Origin of the sequence: Pseudoxanthomonas sp. UC19_8 (assembly GCF_042700505.1) — a bacterium.
In the GTDB taxonomy this organism is placed as follows: domain Bacteria; phylum Pseudomonadota; class Gammaproteobacteria; order Xanthomonadales; family Xanthomonadaceae; genus Pseudoxanthomonas_A; species Pseudoxanthomonas_A winnipegensis.
Genome location: NZ_CP170559.1, coordinates 1847652 through 1865017 on the forward strand (window position 1 = coordinate 1847652; position 17366 = coordinate 1865017).

At 68.4% G+C, this 17366-nt stretch carries 14 protein-coding genes and 1 pseudogene; 6 read left to right on the forward strand and 9 right to left on the reverse strand.

Features of this window, described 5'->3' with window-relative positions; translation table 11 throughout:
- Positions 1–66: 66 nt before the first annotated feature.
- Both ACFJIT_RS08020 and ACFJIT_RS08025 read left to right on the forward strand, forming a co-directional pair.
- Entirely contained in the window at positions 67–585 is a 519-nt protein-coding gene (locus tag ACFJIT_RS08020) for a phenolic acid decarboxylase (RefSeq protein ID WP_379655532.1), read from the forward strand.
- Between the two features lie 505 nt (positions 586–1090).
- A complete protein-coding gene (locus ACFJIT_RS08025; protein WP_379655533.1) occupies positions 1091–1288 on the forward strand; it encodes a hypothetical protein in 198 nt (65 codons plus the stop codon).
- Positions 1289–1392: 104 nt separating this feature from the next.
- On the opposite strand, the gene ACFJIT_RS08030 is transcribed toward ACFJIT_RS08025, so the two are convergent.
- From ACFJIT_RS08030 to ACFJIT_RS08045, 4 genes are read right to left on the reverse strand one after another with little or no spacing between them, the layout of a single operon-like run.
- Entirely contained in the window at positions 1393–2121 is a 729-nt protein-coding gene (locus ACFJIT_RS08030) for a glycosyltransferase (protein ID WP_379655534.1), read from the reverse strand.
- Complete coding sequence (locus ACFJIT_RS08035; protein WP_379655535.1) at positions 2118–2720, reverse strand: class I SAM-dependent DNA methyltransferase; 603 nt, start codon at positions 2718–2720, stop codon at positions 2118–2120. Before ACFJIT_RS08035 ends, ACFJIT_RS08030 begins: the two co-directional genes overlap by 4 nt.
- Positions 2717–3475 (reverse strand): PIG-L deacetylase family protein, encoded by a 759-nt coding sequence (locus ACFJIT_RS08040; RefSeq protein WP_379655536.1) that lies wholly within the window; start codon positions 3473–3475, stop codon positions 2717–2719. Before ACFJIT_RS08040 ends, ACFJIT_RS08035 begins: the two co-directional genes overlap by 4 nt.
- Complete coding sequence (locus ACFJIT_RS08045; protein ID WP_379655537.1) at positions 3463–4467, reverse strand: acyl-CoA dehydrogenase family protein; 1005 nt, start codon at positions 4465–4467, stop codon at positions 3463–3465. The genes ACFJIT_RS08040 and ACFJIT_RS08045 overlap by 13 nt, the downstream gene beginning before the upstream one ends.
- A 380-nt stretch (positions 4468–4847) precedes the next feature.
- Here ACFJIT_RS08045 and ACFJIT_RS08050 point away from each other — a divergent pair, with 380 nt between their 5' ends.
- Positions 4848–7628, forward strand: coding sequence for a TonB-dependent receptor (locus ACFJIT_RS08050; RefSeq protein WP_379655538.1), 2781 nt, complete (start codon positions 4848–4850; stop codon positions 7626–7628).
- A gap of 7 nt (positions 7629–7635) precedes the next feature.
- Positions 7636–9237, forward strand: a complete 1602-nt coding sequence (locus ACFJIT_RS08055; RefSeq protein WP_379655539.1) for an alkaline phosphatase D family protein — start codon at positions 7636–7638, stop codon at positions 9235–9237.
- A 15-nt stretch (positions 9238–9252) separates the two neighbouring features.
- Here the strand turns inward: ACFJIT_RS08055 and ACFJIT_RS08060 are convergent, their stop codons facing one another.
- The 4 genes from ACFJIT_RS08060 to serC form a co-directional block, all read right to left on the reverse strand.
- On the reverse strand, positions 9253–9882 hold the full coding sequence (locus ACFJIT_RS08060) for a hypothetical protein (protein ID WP_379655540.1): 630 nt from the start codon (positions 9880–9882) through the stop codon (positions 9253–9255).
- 131 nt (positions 9883–10013) lie between these two features.
- Positions 10014–11324, reverse strand: a complete 1311-nt coding sequence (gene aroA / locus ACFJIT_RS08065; RefSeq protein ID WP_379655541.1) for a 3-phosphoshikimate 1-carboxyvinyltransferase — start codon at positions 11322–11324, stop codon at positions 10014–10016.
- A 474-nt stretch (positions 11325–11798) separates the two neighbouring features.
- The gene (gene pheA, locus ACFJIT_RS08070; protein WP_379655542.1) at positions 11799–13007 is read right to left on the reverse strand and encodes a prephenate dehydratase; all 1209 of its coding nucleotides are present in this window, start codon (positions 13005–13007) and stop codon (positions 11799–11801) included.
- A 140-nt stretch (positions 13008–13147) separates the two neighbouring features.
- Positions 13148–14233, reverse strand: a complete 1086-nt coding sequence (gene serC, locus ACFJIT_RS08075) for a 3-phosphoserine/phosphohydroxythreonine transaminase (protein WP_379655543.1) — start codon at positions 14231–14233, stop codon at positions 13148–13150.
- 199 nt (positions 14234–14432) lie between these two features.
- On the opposite strand from serC, the gene msrP reads away from it, so the two are divergent.
- Both msrP and msrQ read left to right on the forward strand, forming a co-directional pair.
- A complete protein-coding gene (gene msrP / locus ACFJIT_RS08080) occupies positions 14433–15401 on the forward strand; it encodes a protein-methionine-sulfoxide reductase catalytic subunit MsrP (RefSeq protein WP_130519647.1) in 969 nt (322 codons plus the stop codon).
- A 484-nt stretch (positions 15402–15885) separates the two neighbouring features.
- The gene (gene msrQ / locus ACFJIT_RS08085; protein ID WP_379655544.1) at positions 15886–16596 is read left to right on the forward strand and encodes a protein-methionine-sulfoxide reductase heme-binding subunit MsrQ; all 711 of its coding nucleotides are present in this window, start codon (positions 15886–15888) and stop codon (positions 16594–16596) included.
- On the opposite strand, the pseudogene ACFJIT_RS08090 reads toward msrQ, so the two are convergent.
- Positions 16484–17267 (reverse strand): annotated as a pseudogene (locus tag ACFJIT_RS08090) (FHA domain-containing protein); the annotation flags it as partial. The gene msrQ and the pseudogene ACFJIT_RS08090 overlap by 113 nt on opposite strands.
- Positions 17268–17366 lie beyond the last annotated feature (99 nt).

Here is a 17366-nt window from a genome sequence, read left to right on the forward strand (position 1 = left end):
AGCGTTTGAACGTCGAATAATCCGAACACAGACTATGGCGTGTTCTCAACTCCTCAGGAATTCGCCATGTCCGATCCCTTCGAATCCACCAAGCCCGAAGAACTCGTCGACTTCGTCGGCACCCACATGATCTACACCTACGACAACGGCTGGCAGTACGAGTTGTACGTCAAGGACGAGCGCACCGTGGACTATCGCATCCATAGCGGCATGGTCGGCGGGCGCTGGGTGCGCGACCAGGCCGCGCACATCGTCAGGCTCTCGCCCGAGGTCTACAAGATTTCCTGGGACGAACCCACCGGCACCTGCGTCAGCGTTTCGGTCAACCTCAAGGCGCGCAAGCTGCACGGGGTGATCTTCTTCCCGCAATGGGTGGCGCAGGCGCCGGAAAAGACCGTGTGCTTCCAGAACGAACATCTCGGTGAGATGCGCGCCTACCGCGATGCCGGCCCGACCTATCCGAAGCTGGTGGTGGACGAGTTCGCCACGCTGACCTTCATCGAGAACCGCGGCGCCCACGACGAAAGCGTCATCGCCTGCCCGCCGTCCGAACTGCCGCCCGGCTACGCGGCACGTCGCAACTGAGGCATCGCCGCACCCCATCGAGGAGTCGCTCACGCGCTTTGCCGTGCGACTCCTCGCTGGCGCCGCGCTCACAGCGCCGGGCGGCCTCGCGCTGGCGCGCACCTCACCGACCCTCCTGCCCCGCTACGCCGCGGGCGCCAAGCGCGTGCGTGCCCCGATCAAACGCGCCCAGCTCGACGAGATGGGCGCGCTCGTCCACGCCAGTCGAGCGCACCCGCTCGGTGCGCGCGCGGCACATGAGCATGCGGAGCTGCCTTGAGGCGCTTGCCAGCGTCCGAGGGCGCAACTGAACCTGCTGATTGACCCTCCGTCTCAGGATGTGCGACGCAAGGCGCGCACGCTGGTCGACCTTTCCCGCTGCCCTGCTCGCATCTTGCCAGGCCGCCTTGTCGGCGACTGGCGCGATGGACGATGCGGCGTCAGGCCTCGGGGATCCCTGCAGGAGCAACGCATGGCGGCCTTCGTATTTCGCAGCCAGGGGCGACCCACCCACGATTCACTGGTCATGCGCGTCATCAGGGCCCTGACCGAGCTGGAGATCGACGGCGCGGGCATCGAGCTGCTGGCCCGTGGCATCCGCGCTGCGTCGGATGGCCAAGGCAGCCTAGTCATCGCCGACGTCTCCGGCCCGCCGGGCTGGCAGACCCATGCCGATGCGCTGCTGGCGCGGCACGGGCTGAAGTGCTCGCCTTACACCACGTAAGGCCTCGGGTTGCCGCGTTGGTCGTCAGTTCTCTCGGCGCCATGACGCTGCCAGCTCGGTTACCCGCCTGCAAGAAGCCAAATCGAATCGGTGACAGCGCGGCGCTACCCTCCGGCCTCGGTCGCATTGGGCACAGGCTGTCCGTGCATGGGAGCCAAAGGCTTGGCCTGGGCCTGCATCAGGGACAACTCGAGCCGCTGCAGGAACTGCGAGAAGCCGCCGCTCGCCTTTGCCTGGCGCCTGGCGCTGGTGCGCACGACCGGGTACGGCGACCAGGCGATGCGGGCGCCGCAGGCCTGCAGGGCCTTGACCAGGGCGACGTCCTCGCTGCTGGTCGCGTCGGAGAATCCACCGCAGCGCAGATAGCTGGCGACGCTCACGCCCATGTTGGCGCCGTGGATGCGGCCATGATCCACGCCCACCGGCTCGGAGGCCTCGAAGGCGCAGGCGGTTCCGGGCGCGTAGTCCAGCCAGTCGCTGACTTCGACCACGCCGCAGAAAGCGTCGGTCTGCAGGGCGCGCTGCTGGAACAGCCAGTCGCTCGGCACCTCGGAGTCCGCATCGGTGATGGCCAGCCAGTCCGCGCCCAGTGCGATGGCGCGCTCGGCGGCCGTGGCGCGCGCCAGCCCGACGCCGCCGGGCATGGGCACCTGAATCACGCAGGCGCCGAAGGACGCCGCGATGTCGGCCGTCGCGTCCGTGCATCGATCCGATGCCACGACCACGATGACCGCTTCGTCGAGTTCCGGGTGGTTCGCCGCATGGCAGACCGACGCCAGGCAACGGCCGATCACCTCGGCCTCGTCATGCGCCGGGATCAGGACCGCGATCACCGCAATCCTTCCTGATGGGCCACGGACAGCGGCCGGCCCGCCCAGGCTTCGAGCAGGAAGTCGCTGTCCTCGTAGCGATAGGCCAGCGGCAGGGACAGCAGCTGGCCGATGCAGCGATGCACCTCGGTCCCGTCCTGGCAGGCTTCCTCGAACGGGTGCCGCCAGTGACAGGCCACCAGCAGGCCGTCGGGTGTGAGCGCGTCCTGGGTCTGTTCGACCAGATCCTTCAGCTCTTCCGGCTGCAGGTAGTAGCCGACCTCGCTCACGACGATGAGATCGAAGCTGCCGCGCGGGCAATCGCGCGGATGGCAGGCCTGGATGACCTCCACGTTGGCGCAGTCGGCGACGCGCTGCCTGGCCTGCTCGACCGCCTCGGCCGCCATGTCGGTGGCCAGCAGCTGTTCGCAGCGCTGCGCCAGGCAGTGGGTCGTCTCGCCGTTGGAGCAGCCCAGCTCCCAGCCACGCGCGAAGCGGGCCCGCGGCAGCGTCGCCATCAGGATCTCGCGCTTGCGGGCCTCGTACCAGCGGGTCCGGTAGCCGAACGGATCCAGATGCTGATAGAGGGTGTCGAAATAGTGCGCGCGTGCCTGGGCACTCATGGGATGAAGACCTCGAAGGGGCGCTGGAACCGGGCCAAGGCCCAGTCCGGCAGGATGGGATCCGCGACCGGCGGGCTGACCGCGCCGATCTGCGATGCGAAGGCTTCGATGGCGTGGCACTTGGCCTGCAGGACGTTGGCAGGAAGCGGCATCCGCACGGCACGACGCAGGAAGACGCTGGGCGCCGGGCCGTCCCAGTGCCAGGCCCAGACCGGGTACTGCACGAGTCGCGCGCCGCGCGCAGCGCACGCCTGGACCGCGGCCTGCGCGCAGGCCTCGTGGTCCGGGTGGCCGTCGTGCGCGTAGGTGACCAGCACCAGGTCGCTCGGTGAAAGCAGATCGGCGAGCCGGTCGGCGACCTGCGACACGCGGGCGCCGATCCTGCCGTCGCCGACGTTCATCCGGACGATGCTGGCCGGCGCGACACTCAGCCTGCCCAAGGCCTCGACCAGCTCGCGCTGACGCACCTGCGACAGGTGCTCCGGGCGCCACGCCGGCTCGCTTGGATAGGCCGCCTCGCCATCGGTCACCGAGACCACCATGACCGGCATGCCGCTACTGCGTGCCAGGGCCATGGCGCCGCCGCAACCCAGGACTTCGTCGTCCGGATGCGGTGCGACCACGACAAGACGCTCGGCGCCCTGGAAGAGTTCTTCAGGCGTGATGGATGCGAGCGCTGCCAGCGCGGGTGAGCTCGCCCATTGGCGTTCGCTGAGCCCCTGCCCCGCGATCTGCACCGTGCTCAGAGCGTCCATGCGCCCTCCGCCTGGTGCAACGCCTCCCCGAGCCACTGCTCGTCGCGCTGTCCGTGACATTGGCGGATGAAGGCCTGCAGATCCGTGCAGCGCTGGGCATGCTCGGCATCGGTGCACAGCGAGGCCGGTCCAAGCGCCAGCGCCGCGCGCTCCATGACATCGCGGCAGACCCGGTCCACGAAGCAGCGCACGCGGGTGACCGCATATCGGTGGCTGTCCTTTGGCTGGCGATCGATGTCGCGCGCGAGCTGGCGGAGCATCAGCTGCGCGGCGGTCAGCTGCGCATCGATCGCGCCGAGGTGAGCGGCGCAAAACGGGTTCTTCGACACGCCAGGCGAGCGCCGCACGCGCTCGGCGATCGCGGTCGCCGCGCCGAACCAGCACGCCGCGATGCCCGCACCGCCGTGCCAGAAGCCGGGTCGTTCCAGATAGAACTCCGGCGTGCTTACCAGGCGGGCGGCGGCCGCGGAGAAGTGTCCCTCACCGGTGGGAACGCCGACCATGCCCGGGCCCGACCACTGACTGGCATCGAGGCGGAACGTGCCCGGCGCCAAGGTAATGGCAGCCAATGGGCGGCGATCGTCGTGGGCGACGGTCACCAGCGCGTGGCTGATCAAGCCCTGCGGGCCGCTGCACCAGGGCTTGATCCCGCTGACGCGGCCGGCGTGCGCGTCATAGCGGACGGTTTCGGTCGGGCCGCCGGCCGCCCAGACCGCCCAGAGGGTGTCCGCAGGCGGGCGCGGTTCGCCGGCCTCGGCGAGGATCGCCAGGGCGTCGTAGTGCGCCTCCAGCACCTTGACCAGCGGCAGGCTCTCGGCGCCGAACCGGGCGAGCGCGCGCCAACGCTCCAGCGTTTCGCCGCCACCCGGCCTGGGCAGGTCGGGCGTCTCGCGGATCTGGCGCCGCACGCGCGAGGCGAGCCAGTCCGATCCGGAAGTGTCAAAGGACGCGACATGCAACGCCGTCGCGTGGGAAGTGTTGGCACCTGACATAAATCTGAAACTAGGTGGGCACTTGTATATCGCGCGTGATTCGCCAGCGACACGGATCATCGGAGGCTAACGCTTTGCGCGCATAGGTCCGTGCGATGCGCCGCCCGCGCATTTCATCTCGACGCTTGGATATCCAGCTTGTGTGGTTTCGCTAACGCGCTGTCGGCTGCACGGTGATGCTCCGCCCACTGCCGCGCAGCACCTCCGATCTGATGGTCCGCATGCGGCGATGCGACGCGCCGGGTTGCGGATCGACGGATCGAGCGCGGCAGCCCGACTGTGACGCATGTCGCCGCTGACGGACTGCGCGTGGTCGTGGTCACGAAGGCGCAATAGGCGTTACGCACGCTGTCGGGCTTTGCACACCTGGACCGCTTTCGATGCCTGATGCCGCTCCTGCCTGCCCGAAGGCGCGACGCCGTCGCGCCCTGGGCGCCTGTCTGGTCTCCACCGCACTGGGCGCATCGTCGGCCGCGCTGGCGGTGGATCGATCGCCCGCACCTCCCACCGACACCACTCGCAGGCCCGACGACACCGCCACGACAGCGGTCGGCGGCAGCCCCAACGATGCCGACGCTGTCGCCGCCGGAGCCGAAAAGGGTCCCAACACACTGGAGACGGTCAAGGCCATCGCCGCGCACGAGGTGATCGAGCAGAAGAAGCGCGCGGCGGTGGTCAAGGATTCGGTGATCTACGACGAGATGGACAGCTATGGCGACGAAACCCTTGCCGAGAGCCTGATGGCCGCGCCCGGCATCAGCGCGGTGGAGGACGCCGGCGAGCCGCGCTTCGTCGCCATCCGCGGCATCCAGCCCAATCTCAACTTCACCAGCCTGGACGGCATCGCCATCGCCAGCGTCGGCAACAGCGGCTCGGGCGAGCGCATGAACAATCTGCAGCTGATCCCCAGCGACATCGGCACGCGCACGGACATCTACAAGACCTTCGGCGCGCAGCAGGCGCCCGATGCGATCGGCGGCATCATCGACATCGTCAGCCGCAGCGCATTCGACCGCGCCGGGCGCTATGTCTTCGCCGATGCGGCCGGCATCTATTCCACCGCCTCGACCGATGTCCAGCGCAGCGCCGGCGGCAACCACAAGACGCTCGGGCATTACGGCAAGAGCGCCAAGCTGGTGTTCTCCGACACCTTCGGCGCGGACGATCAGTTCGGCATCGTGGCGGTCGGCCGCTACCAGCAGCGCTCGCGCAACAGCGTCAAGCGCTGGGTGGAGAGCAACTACTTCTTCGATGCGGCCGGCAATTACCTGACCGACGGCAGCACCGGGCCGGACACGCTGCCGGGCTGGAACGGCCTGCGCGCGCCCGGCAACTTCAGTACCGGCACCTACACCAACTACATCACCAACTTCGGCGGCTCGCTCAAGCTGGAGTGGCGACCGGTCGATGCGCCCTACCTCGCCTCGCTGCTGATGTATGGCTATCGGTTCTACGAAAACTCCACGATGAACAAGACCGACCTGTATTCGAACGCCAAGTTCGACATCCAGGACCAGACCGCCGAAGGCGGCACCACGCAGATCAACAGCATTTACATCAAGAACCGGCACGACCGCTGGGACCGCGCGAACTTCGGCGCGATCGCCAGCTTCGACTGGGACATCGACGAGGCCTCGCGCCTGAGCCTGCGCGCCGGCCACACGCAGGAGACCTTCGACAACACCCAAGTGTACTGGGGCGTGCGCGCCTATCCGACCGGGCTGTTCGTGGACTATGCCAACGACGACCACGGATTTCCCAACGCGATCGCCGTGTCCGACCCGCGGCTGCTGCTCGGCTCGGCCTACAAGCTCAACCCGGCCCAGGCCTACGTCTCGCCGCGCGACGCGCAGGAGCGGATCGAACACGTGCGGCTGGACTTCACCCACAACACCGGCGATGAGGCGCGCGGCTTCGGCCTGGCCAGCGGCGCCGAGTATCGGCACCTGAACATCTGGCAGGACGTGGACTTCACCTACTACACCACCAAGGACACGCTCAACGCCTATCTCTATCCCGGCGCGACGCTGGTGGGCACGGTGCCGGGCTTTCCGTTGATCGACAACGCCAAGCTCACCGACGCGCTGGTGCCCAGGCTGGCCAACAACGACAAGGCCTACCCCAACGCGGACTTCAGCAGCGACTACAAGTACGTCGAGGACATCGCCGGTGCGTATGTCTCGGCGCAGTACGCCTGGGACCGGGCGCTGCTGCTGGGCGGGCTGCGCTACGACCACACGCGCTTCGATGCCTTCAGTCCGTACAGCGACGACGGCGGCACCACGTACACGGCCGACTTCAGGAAGTCCCAGGGCGGCTACAGCAATCTGCTGCCCTCGTTGAACGCGCTGTTCAAGCTCGGCGAGCGCCAGCGTCTGCGCTTCTCGGTCAGCCAGACCCTGGGCCGGCCCACGCCGGGCAATGTCGCCCAGGCCAGCAGCACCAGCTGCGCCGAGGACGAGGACGGCGGCGGCTACTGCACGATCAGGCGCGGCAATCCCGGGCTCCATCCGCGCAAGTCGACCAATCTGGACCTGGCCTGGGACCTGTACTTCAACGGCAACAACGGCATCGTCTCGCTGGCGCTGTTCGACAAGAAGATCCGGGACGACATCTACACCCTGACCACCTACCAGGTCCTCGACGACGTCACCTACAAGGTGACCCAGCCGATGAACACCGACGAATCGACGCTGCACGGCGCCGAACTGGCGCTGGCCAACCGCTCACTGCGCTGGGGCGATCAGCGCTTCGACCTGTACTTCAACGCGACCCGGCTGTTCGGCAAGACCGACTACGTCACCAGCGACGGCCAGCCGCGCGCGCTGGACCGCCTGCTCTACCAGCCGGACTGGTCGCTCAACAGCTCGGCGATCTGGCGCATGCCCTGGCACAACGCGCAGCTGCGCGTGTCGGGCAATTACCGCTCCAAGATGCTGGTGGATTTCGGCGATACGGCCTGGCTGGATTCGTACTACGACCCGTACATGACCTTCAACCTGGGCTTCAGCCACCGGGTCTCCAAACACGTGTCGTTCAAGTACGAGGCCAAGAACCTCTTCAGTACCCAGCCTACCTACAGCATGGGCCCGGGCGGCAGGTACCGCAGCGAGATCGACGACTATGGGCGCTTCTTCTACTTCCACATCATCTATCAGTGAGGCCAACATGCCGGGTATCGATCGTCGCCGCTTCCTCCTGCTCTCCGGCCTGTCGGCGCTCGGCGCCTGGATGGGCACCGCCTCGGCGCTGGCCGCCGAGCAGGATGCCGCCGGCCTGACCCTGCGCAACCTGCTCAGGTCGCCAAAGTTCGACACCACGCCCTTCACCGTGGGTGTGGCCTCGGGCGACCCTGCCCCCGATGGCATGGTGCTGTGGACGCGCCTGGCAACCGCGCCGCTGGAATACGGCGGCGGCATGCCGACCCGGCCGATGGTGGTCGGCTGGGAGCTGGCCGACGACGAAACCTTCCGCAGGATCCTGCGCCGCGGAACGACCCTGGCCCATCCCGAGCTGGGGCACGCCGTGCACGTGGAGCTGGAAGGCCTCGCACCGGCGCGGCCCTACTGGTACCGCTTCAACATCGCCGGCTACACCAGCGCGATCGGGCGCACCGCCACGCTGCCGGCGGCCGATGCGGATCTTGCGCGCGTGCGCTTCGCCGTGGCCGGCTGCCAGCAGTACGAGGAAGGCCACTACACCGCCTGGCGCCACATCGCCGATGAGCCGCTGGACTTCGTCTTCCACTACGGCGACTACATCTACGAAGGCGCGACCAACACCAGCGCCAGCCGCAAGGTCAACGGCCGCCCCTTCACCAACCTGCGCAATCACGTCGGCCCGGAGCTCTACACGCTGGACGATTACCGCCGCCGCTATGCGCAGTACAAGACCGATCAGGATCTGCAGGCCGCGCATGCGGCGGCGCCGTGGTTCGTGACCTTCGACGATCACGAGATCGACAACAACTGGGCCAGCGTCGACGATCAGGACGGCACGCCGAGCGAGCTGTTCCTGCTGCGGCGCGCACAGGGCTTCCAGGCCTATTACGAGAACATGCCGCTGCGCCGCAGCGCCTTCCCGCGCGACGGACACCTGCAGCTGTACCGGCGCGCGCGCTGGGGCCGGCTGCTGGACGTGCACTTCCTCGACACCCGCCAGTACCGCAGCAAGCAGCCGGCCGACATGGCCGACCGCGCCGTGGTCGAGTCCCCGCAGCGCACGATCACGGGCCAGGCGCAGGAGCGCTGGCTGTTCGACGGGCTGGCCGATCCGGCACCGCGCTGGCAGGTGATCGCCCATCAGGTGGCGCTGGGCGACTACGCGTTGGAGAAGAACGGTCAGGTGGTGACCTCGGACGATCAGTGGTCCGGCTATCTGGCCAGCCGCCGCCGGCTGCTGGGCCATATCGACCAGGCCGGGCACCGCAACGTGGTCACCGTCTGCGGCGATGCGCACCGCCACTACGCCAGCGATCTGGTGCAGGACAACGCCGAATCCGGCGTGATCTCCAGCGAGTTCCTGGCCACCTCCATCACCTCCGGCTCCGATGGCCTGGGCGTGGACCAGGAGGCGCGCGACACGCTGGCCCACAACCCGCATCTGAAGGTCACCACCGACAAGCGCGGCTATGTGCTGTGCACCGTCGAGCGCGACGCTTGTGTGGGCGATCTGAAGACGGTGGACCGCGTGATGGTGCCGGGCGCGAAGCTGGAACGCTTCGCACGCCTGGCGATCGAACACGGCAAGCCCGGCCTGCAGCAGGCCTGAGCCGGCGGCGTGGCCTCAGCGCGGGTGGTGAAAATCCGCCCGGTGGTCGTTGCCGATGCGCGGGCGCGACGGGGACAGCGCGCCCGGCGCATCGAAATCGCGCGCGTGCAGCGGGTTGACCTCGAACAGGTTGGCCAGGCGCAGGCCGGCCTCCTCGCTGAGCAGCAGCGCCAGTTCGAACTGCTCGGCCACGAACGGCAACAGCACGGCCGCGCCCGAGGGATCGCGTTCGACCTGCTGGTCGAACCGCCGTTGCAGCGAGGCGATGCCCTGCAGGGTCAGCACCAGATCCTGCAGCAGCGCCCCGCTCTCGCCCAGGCGATACAACTCGGGAATCAGCTGGCGCAGCGCTTCGGGCACCGCCGCGGCCTGGCGACCCGAGGCGCCCAGCAGGGCGGCATCGGCGCCGACCGCGCGCAGGCTGAGCGCGGCGGTCAGGCCGGCGGTGATCTCATCGCAGGCCGCGCCGGCCAGCAGGGCCAGGCTGCGCGCCTTGAGGCGTTCGGCCTCGCGCTCGGGGCGCTGCCGCGCGCGCTGTTCGCGCCGTACCACCAGCAGCACGCCGACGATCGCGGCGATCGACAGCAGCGCCTGCACCCACGCCGCCCAGACCTGCGGCGGCCAGGTCTGGCAGCCCAGCCCCATGCACGCATCCATGGCATTCCCCCTGTTTCAAGGGGGCCAGCATGCAGGCCTGGCCGGTCACGGACAATGTGCCCAAGGGCTCCCGAAGGACGACGGCGTCACAGTTTCGACGCCTCGTCCGGCCGCTGGATTCAGCGCGCCGGCGTCAGCCCGAATCCCGCGCCCACCGCCAGGGTGTCGAAGCCGGGGAACGAGGTCGCCACGTTGGCGATGTCGCGCACCAGCACCTCGCCGGACGACAGCTGGCCGGCAATGCAGAAGGCCATGGCGATGCGGTGGTCGCCGTGGCTCTCGATGGTGCCGCCGCCGATGGGGCCGCCGTGGATGGTCGCGCCATCGGGCGTCTCGTCCACCTGCACGCCCAGCGTTCGCAGGCCGGTGGCCATGGCCGCCAGACGATCGGATTCCTTGACGCGCAGTTCGGCCGCGCCGCTGACGATGGTCTGGCCCTGCGCGGCGGCCGCGGCCACGAACAGCGCCGGAAACTCGTCGATCATGTCCGGCACCACGCTTTCGGGAATGCGCGCGCCCTTCAGCGCGGCGTAGCGCACGCGCAGGTCGGCGACCGGCTCGCCGCCGTGTTCGCGCGCATCGTGCACCTCGATGTCGGCGCCCATCAGGCGCAGCGCCTCGAGCAGGCCGGTGCGGCGCGGATTGAGGCCCACCGCCTTCAGCGTCACATCCGAACCGGGAATGATGCTGGCGGCGACCAGGAAGAACGCCGCCGAGGAGAAGTCGGCCGGCACCGCGATGTCGGTCGCACGCAGGCGCTGGCCACCGCGCAGGCGGGCGTAGCCCGGCGAGAAGTCGATGTCCACGCCGAAGGCCGAGAGCATGCGCTCGGTGTAGTCGCGCGTGGGATGCGGCTCGCGCACGGTGGTGTCGCCGTCGGCATACAGGCCGGCCAGCAGCAGGCAGGACTTGATCTGCGCGCTGGCCACTGGCGAGGCGTAGTCGATCCCGTGCAGCGCCTGGCCGCCGTGGATGCGCAGCGGCGGCGTGCCGTCCTCGCGCGTTTCGATCCTGGCGCCCATCTGCGCCAGCGGCGCGGTGACGCGACGCATCGGCCGCCTGGACAGCGATTCATCGCCGATGAGCACGCTGTCGAAGGGCTGCGCGGCCAGCAGGCCGGCAAGCAGGCGCATGCCAGTGCCGGCATTGCCGCAGTCCAGCTCGCCGGTCGGCGCCTGTAGTCCATCCACGCCCACGCCGTGCACGATGCGCGTGGACGGCGACGGCGTCTCGATGCGCACGCCGAGGCGTTCGAAGATCGCCGCCGTGGCGCGCGTGTCCTCGCCTTCCAGGAAGCCTTCCATGCGCGAGGTGCCATCGGCCAGCGCCGCGAACATCACCGCCCGGTGCGAGACCGACTTGTCACCAGGGATGGCCAGCGCGCCATGCAGCGCCGAGCCAGGTTGAGCGATCCAGGATTGCGAGGTCATCGTCTTGTCCAGTCCAGCGGCCCACGCCGCGTTGTGCTTCAAGGTCTTGCTGCCGTTTCACCGCAGCTACCGCTAAAACCGTTGCTGTTGCTGTTGCTGTTGCTGTTGCTGTTGCTGTTGCTGCTGCTGTTGCTGTTGCTGCTGCTGTTGCTGTTGCTGCTGCTGTTGCTGCTGCTGTTGCTGCTGCTGTTGCTGCTGTTGCTTCCGCTTTGTCCTCTCATCCGCAGCGGCGCCACCAGCGGGCAAACCCCGCAGGGGCGACGCACATGGATGTGCGTCGTTCCCGGTCGCGGCAGGATGCCGCGTCCGGGAATTCCGCTGATGGCGCGGACCCTGCGCGCAGCGCAGGGCGCGAGGACGAGCGTGCTTTCTTTTGGTTACTTTTCTTTGCACGAGCAAAGAAAAGTGACTCGTGCCTCGAAGAGGTACGAAAGCTCTTGCTTCAAACCGCAACCGCCACCGACGCACCCGGCATCAAGGCACCGCCACCGGATACGAACCCAGCACCTTGATCTGCGCCGAATGCGCTTCCAGCTCGGCCAGCGCCTGCTTCATCGCCTCGTCCTCCACATGCCCGGCCAGGTCGATGAAGAAGCCGTACTCCCACTTGGCGTGGTGGCTGGGCCGCGACTCGATGCGGTTCATGCTGATGCCATGACGCGCGAACGGGCTGAGCACGTCGAACAGCGCGCCCGGCTTGTCGTGGATGAACACCAGCACCGAGGTGCGGTCGTGACCGGACGGCGGGAAGATCCTGCGGCCCACCACCAGGAAGCGCGTGGTGTTGTCCTTGTCGTCCTGGATCGGGCTCATCACGACCTTCTTCAGGCCATAGGCGTGCACCGCGCTCTCGCCGCCGATCGCCGCCGCATCGTCCGCGTTGCGCGCGCGCCGCGCGCCCTCGGCATTGCTCGACACCGGCACCTTCTCGGCCTTGGGCAGGTTGGAGCGCAGCCAGCCGGCGGTCTGCATGAACGACTGCGGATGCGCGTAGATGCGCTCGATGTCGGCGATGCGCCCGCTGCGCGACATCAGGAACTGCTGCACGCGCAGCTCGACCTCGCCGCAGATCTTCAGGTCGGAGGTCAGGAACATGTCCAGCGTGATCTGGATCGTGCCCTGCCCGGAGTTCTCCACCGGCACCACGCCGAAGTCGGCGCTGCCGCTTTCCACTTCCTGGAAGACTTCCTCGATGCTGGCCATGGGCAGCCCCAGGGCCGAGCGGCCGAAGTGCTTGAGCACGGCCTGCTGGCTGAAGGTGCCTTCCGGGCCCAGGTAGCCGATCTTCAGCGGCTCCTGCAGCGCCAGGCTGGAGGACATGATCTCGCGGAACACGTGCACCAGCACTTCGTCGGACAGCGGGCCCTGGTTGCGGTCCACCACCATGCGCAGCACCTGCGCCTCGCGCTCGGGGCGGTAATAGTCCACCGCGGCGGCGAGCTTGCCCTTGGCCTTGCCGACCTGCAGCGAATAGCCGGCGCGCTCGGCGATCAGCGCCTGGATCTCGCGGTCGATATGGTCGATGCGCGACCGCACCTGCGCCAGGTCGAACTCGGGCTCAGCCGGCGAGGCGCTGGCGTCCTTGGCGGATGCCTTGGCCACCTTGGCCGGCTTGCCGGGCTTGGCCGCCTTGGCCGGCGACTTGCGCGGCGCGCTTGCGGGTTTGGGGGTTTTCTTGGTCATTCGAGGTCATCCGTAAAGCGGAATTTCGCGGCTTCTCTGTGGGAGCCGCCACGGCGGCGATGGGGCTTCACCGGTAAAGCTCCATCGCCGCCATGGCGGCTCCCACCAGGCCGGCGCCCACGACAGCCAAGCGCGGTGGCTCAGCCATTGCGCCGCTGGAAGTCGTGCATGAAGTCCACCAGCACCTGGGCGCTGGCCACCGGCAAGGCGTTGTACAGCGAGGCGCGCAGGCCGCCGACCGCCTTGTGGCCCTTCAGGCCGATCAGCCCGGCGGCCTTGGATTCGGCCACGAAGCGCGCGGTCAGCGCCTCGTCGGCCAGGAAGAAGGGGATGTTCATGCGCGAGCGCGCCGCCGGATGCACGGTGTTGCGGTAGAAGCCGCCGGAGGCGTCGATGGCGCCGTACACCAGCTGCGACTTGGCCGCGCTGCGCCGCGCGAACTCTTCCACGCCGCCCTGGTCCAGCATCCAGCGGAACATCAGCCCGGCCAGGTACCAGTTCCAGGTCGGCGGCGTGTTGAGCATCGAATCGCGCGCCAGATGCGAGGCGTAGTTGAAGATGTCCGCGCGCCGCTGGCCGGCGCGCTCGAGCAGGTCGCGGCGCACGATCACCACCGCCACGCCCACCGGCCCGAGGTTCTTCTGCGCGCCGGCATAGATCACGCCGTAGCGCGACACCTCGATCGGCTCGGAGGCGATCGAGGAGGAGAAGTCGGCGAACAAGGGCACCTGCCCCACCTCGGGCGTGTGCCGGAACTCCACGCCATGGATGGTCTCGTTGGCGGTGATGTGCACATAGGCCGCATCGGGCGAGAGCCGCCAGTCCGCGCGCGGCGGGATGTCAGTGAAGCCCTCGGCCTCGCTGCTGGCGGCCACGTGCACCTTGACGTAGTCCTTGACCTGCTTGATCGCGGTCTTGCTCCAGTGCCCGGTCACCACGTAGTCCACCGTCTGGCCGGGGCTGGCGAAGTTCAGCGCCAGCAGCGCCTGCTGGGTGGTGGCGCCGCCGGGCAGGAACAGCACGCCATAGTCGTCGGGAATGCTCAGCAGCGTGCGCAGATCGGCCTCGGCGCGTGCGGCGACCTCCATGAACTCGGCGCTGCGGTGGCTGATCTCCACGATCGAGGCGCCCACGCCGTTCCATTCCAGCATTTCGGACTGCGCGTGGCGCAGGACGGCTTCGGGCAGCGCCGCGGGGCCGGCGCTGAAGTTGTGGACGCGGGACATGGCGGCCTCGATCAGGGGGCACATAGTATGCCGCAGGCTGAATCGCCCCACGGCCGCCTTTGCATCCGTCATGCCGTGATCCGCGTAAGGTGGTTGCAGGCGAATCCATCGCCGGCGCAAACGCGTGCAATGGCGGGAATTTTTCGCCTGCCGGCGCGTCCCATTGGTTGCCCATGTGACTTTTCGCAGGAGATGCACCGTGTCCCTACGCGACGCCCTCACCCTCAAGGATCACCAGGTCACCGACGAGGCCGTCTACCGCGGCCGTCGCGACCTGTTCAAGCTGGCCGCCGCGCTGCCGGCGCTCGCCCTGGCCGGCTGCGCCGACGCCGATCCGCCTGACGCGCCCAAGACCGTCGTCACGCCCGAGCAGGCCAAGGCCGGCTTCCGCACCAGCGAGACGCTGACCCGCTACGAGGACGTGACCAGCTACAACAACTTCTACGAGTTCGGCACCGGCAAGACCGACCCGTCGAGCGCGCCCAAGACGCTGCGCACCTCGCCGTGGTCGGTCAAGGTCTCCGGCGAGTGCGAGAAGCCCGGCACGCTGGCGCTGGAGGACCTGCTCAAGTCCGCGCCGAGCGAGGAGCGCATCTACCGCCTGCGCTGCGTGGAGGGCTGGTCAATGGTGATCCCGTGGGACGGCATCCCGCTGGCGGCGGTGCTCAAGCGCTTCGCGCCCACGGCCAAGGCCAAGTACGTGGCCTTCACCACCCTGGCCGACCCGCGCCAGATGCCGGGCATCGCCTACCGCTCGATCGACTGGCCCTACCGCGAGGGCCTGCGCATGGACGAGGCGATGCATCCGCTGACCTTCCTGGCCACCGGCGTCTACGGCAAGCCGCTGCCGCAGCAGAACGGCGCGCCGCTGCGGCTGGTGGTGCCGTGGAAATACGGCTTCAAGAGCATCAAGTCGATCGTGGAGATCCGCTTCGTCGAGAAGATGCCGCCGACCGCCTGGAACGACCTGCAGCCCAACGAGTACGGCTTCTTCTCCAACGTCAATCCCGACGTGGACCACCCGCGCTGGAGCCAGAAGACCGAACGCCGCATCGCCGGCAATGCCAGCAAGCTGTTCGCCGAGCGCATCCCCACCCGCCCCTTCAACGGCTATGCCGATCAGGTCGCTTCGATGTATGCGGGGATGGATTTGCGGAAGTGGTTTTGAGGCGGATTCGGGATTCGGGATTCGGGATTCGGGATTCGGGAATCGGAAATCGGGAATCGGGAATCGGGAATCGGGAATCGGGAATCGGGAATCGGGAATCGGGAATCGGGAGAAGCTAGGGGCATGAGCAGAAGTTGCAAGAAAAACCAGTGATCACGGCAGAGAACCACGAACCAAGCGACGTCAGCGTGAGCCGCATGACCCGCCCCCTCCCTTGCGCGCAGCGCAGGGGAGCTCGAAGTCGCGCTAGCGACTGAGGGGGAAGAGTGCTTTTCGCGCGTAGCCCGAGGGGAGCGAAGCAACAACGGCAACAGCAACGGCTAACCCCTCCCCAGCCCTCCCCTGCGCTGCGCGCAAGGGAGGGGGCAGAAGCAGAGCACTGACGCAGACGCTTTCCTCCCCAATCCCCAATCCCCAATCCCCAATCCCCAATCCCCAATCCCCAATCCCCAATCCCCAATCCCCAATCCCCAATCCCCAAAAAATGAAACCCCTCACCCTCGCCAAGCTCGTCGTCCACCTGCTCTGCCTGGCGCCGCTGGCGCTGCTGGGCTGGCGCTTCTGGGACGTTTGGCGCAACGGCAGCGATGCGCTGGGCGCCGACCCGATCGCGCAGATCGAGCACTTCACCGGGCTGTGGGCGCTGCGCTTTCTGATCTTCACCCTGGCCATCACCCCGCTGCGCCAGCTCACCGGCCAGGCGGTGCTGCTGCGCTTCCGCCGCATGCTGGGCCTGTACGCTTTCGCCTATGCCACGGTGCACCTGGCCGCCTATCTGGGCCTGGACCTGGGCGGCTACTGGACCCAGATCTTCGCCGAGATCGTCAAGCGGCCCTACATCACCGTGGGCTTCGCCGCGTGGCTGCTGCTGGTGCCGCTGGCGATCACCTCCACCCAGGGCTGGATGCGCCGGCTCAAGCGGCGCTGGGGCCAGCTGCACAAGGCCATCTACGTCATCGGCGTGCTGGCGGTGCTGCACTTCTGGTGGCTGGTGAAGTCCGACATCCGCGAGCCGGCGCTCTACGCAGGTCTGCTCGCCCTGCTGCTGGGCTGGCGCGCCTGGAAGGCGATCAGGCGGGCGCGAACAGCAGCAGCAGCGCCAGCACGCCGGCCAGCACCGCCGCGGCCAGCAGCAGCCACGGCCAGCGCTTCAGCGAAGCCCGTGGCGCCACCGCCGCCGGCGTCGGAGCGCTGACGGTCGTCTCGGAGGCCGCCGGGTCGGACGGATCGGGCTGGCTCCAGGGGATCTCCACCACGAAGCGCGACTGCGGGTCGAAGGCGACCTGGTCGCCGGCATTCAGCACGGCCTCGTGCACGGGCACGCCGTTGACCACGCTGGTCACCCCGCCCTGCAGATGACGCAGCAGCACGCCGCCGGAGACGCGGCCCAGCACGGCGTGCAGGCCGGACAGGTGCGGCGCATCCAGCACGATATCGGCCTCGCGGCCGGCGCCGACGCTGCAGCCGCTGCCGATGGTGAATGCGCGGCCGTGGTGGCGCCCGCCGATGCCGCGCAGGACCACGCGCGGATCCGGCTCGGCCTGGGCCATCGGCGCCGAGGAGGCCGGAACGCGGCGCCTGGCCGCGTACCAGCACTTCCACGCCATCGGCGTAGACCGCATCGCCCGGACGCAGCATGGCCATGCGCCGCACCGGGCGGCCGTTGACATGGATGCCGCGCATGCCCGGCGGCACCTGCAGCCACAGGCCGCGCCGGTCCAGGCTGAACTGCACCAGCAGCGCGCCGGGCACCGCATCGCCCACGCCGATGGTGCCGCTGGCTTCGCGCACGATGCGGTGGATACCGGTGCCCAGGGCACGGTCGGCCGTCCGGCCTTGGGGAAAATGGAGACTGAGGTTCTGCACGCGGCCGGGAGACTAGCACGCAGGCCCGCGGGTTCGGGCTTCGCAAGGTAGGAGGCGGCACGCGCCTTCCACAGGCGATGCGCGGTTGGGCGACAATGC

Bases quoted from the DNA above. Each gene is read 5' to 3' on its own strand.
- ACFJIT_RS08020 (WP_379655532.1), top strand. From the start codon at position 67: ATGTCCGATCCCTTCGAATCCACCAAGCCCGAAGAACTCGTCGACTTC.
- ACFJIT_RS08025 (WP_379655533.1), top strand. From the start codon at position 1,091: ATGCGCGTCATCAGGGCCCTGACCGAGCTGGAGATCGACGGCGCGGGC.
- ACFJIT_RS08035 (WP_379655535.1), bottom strand. From the start codon at position 2,720: ATGAGTGCCCAGGCACGCGCGCACTATTTCGACACCCTCTATCAGCAT.
- ACFJIT_RS08040 (WP_379655536.1), bottom strand. From the start codon at position 3,475: ATGGACGCTCTGAGCACGGTGCAGATCGCGGGGCAGGGGCTCAGCGAA.
- ACFJIT_RS08045 (WP_379655537.1), bottom strand. From the start codon at position 4,467: ATGTCAGGTGCCAACACTTCCCACGCGACGGCGTTGCATGTCGCGTCC.
- ACFJIT_RS08050 (WP_379655538.1), top strand. From the start codon at position 4,848: ATGCCTGATGCCGCTCCTGCCTGCCCGAAGGCGCGACGCCGTCGCGCC.
- ACFJIT_RS08055 (WP_379655539.1), top strand. From the start codon at position 7,636: ATGCCGGGTATCGATCGTCGCCGCTTCCTCCTGCTCTCCGGCCTGTCG.
- ACFJIT_RS08060 (WP_379655540.1), bottom strand. From the start codon at position 9,882: ATGGGGCTGGGCTGCCAGACCTGGCCGCCGCAGGTCTGGGCGGCGTGG.
- aroA (WP_379655541.1), bottom strand. From the start codon at position 11,324: ATGACCTCGCAATCCTGGATCGCTCAACCTGGCTCGGCGCTGCATGGC.
- pheA (WP_379655542.1), bottom strand. From the start codon at position 13,007: ATGACCAAGAAAACCCCCAAACCCGCAAGCGCGCCGCGCAAGTCGCCG.
- serC (WP_379655543.1), bottom strand. From the start codon at position 14,233: ATGTCCCGCGTCCACAACTTCAGCGCCGGCCCCGCGGCGCTGCCCGAA.
- msrQ (WP_379655544.1), top strand. From the start codon at position 15,886: ATGAAACCCCTCACCCTCGCCAAGCTCGTCGTCCACCTGCTCTGCCTG.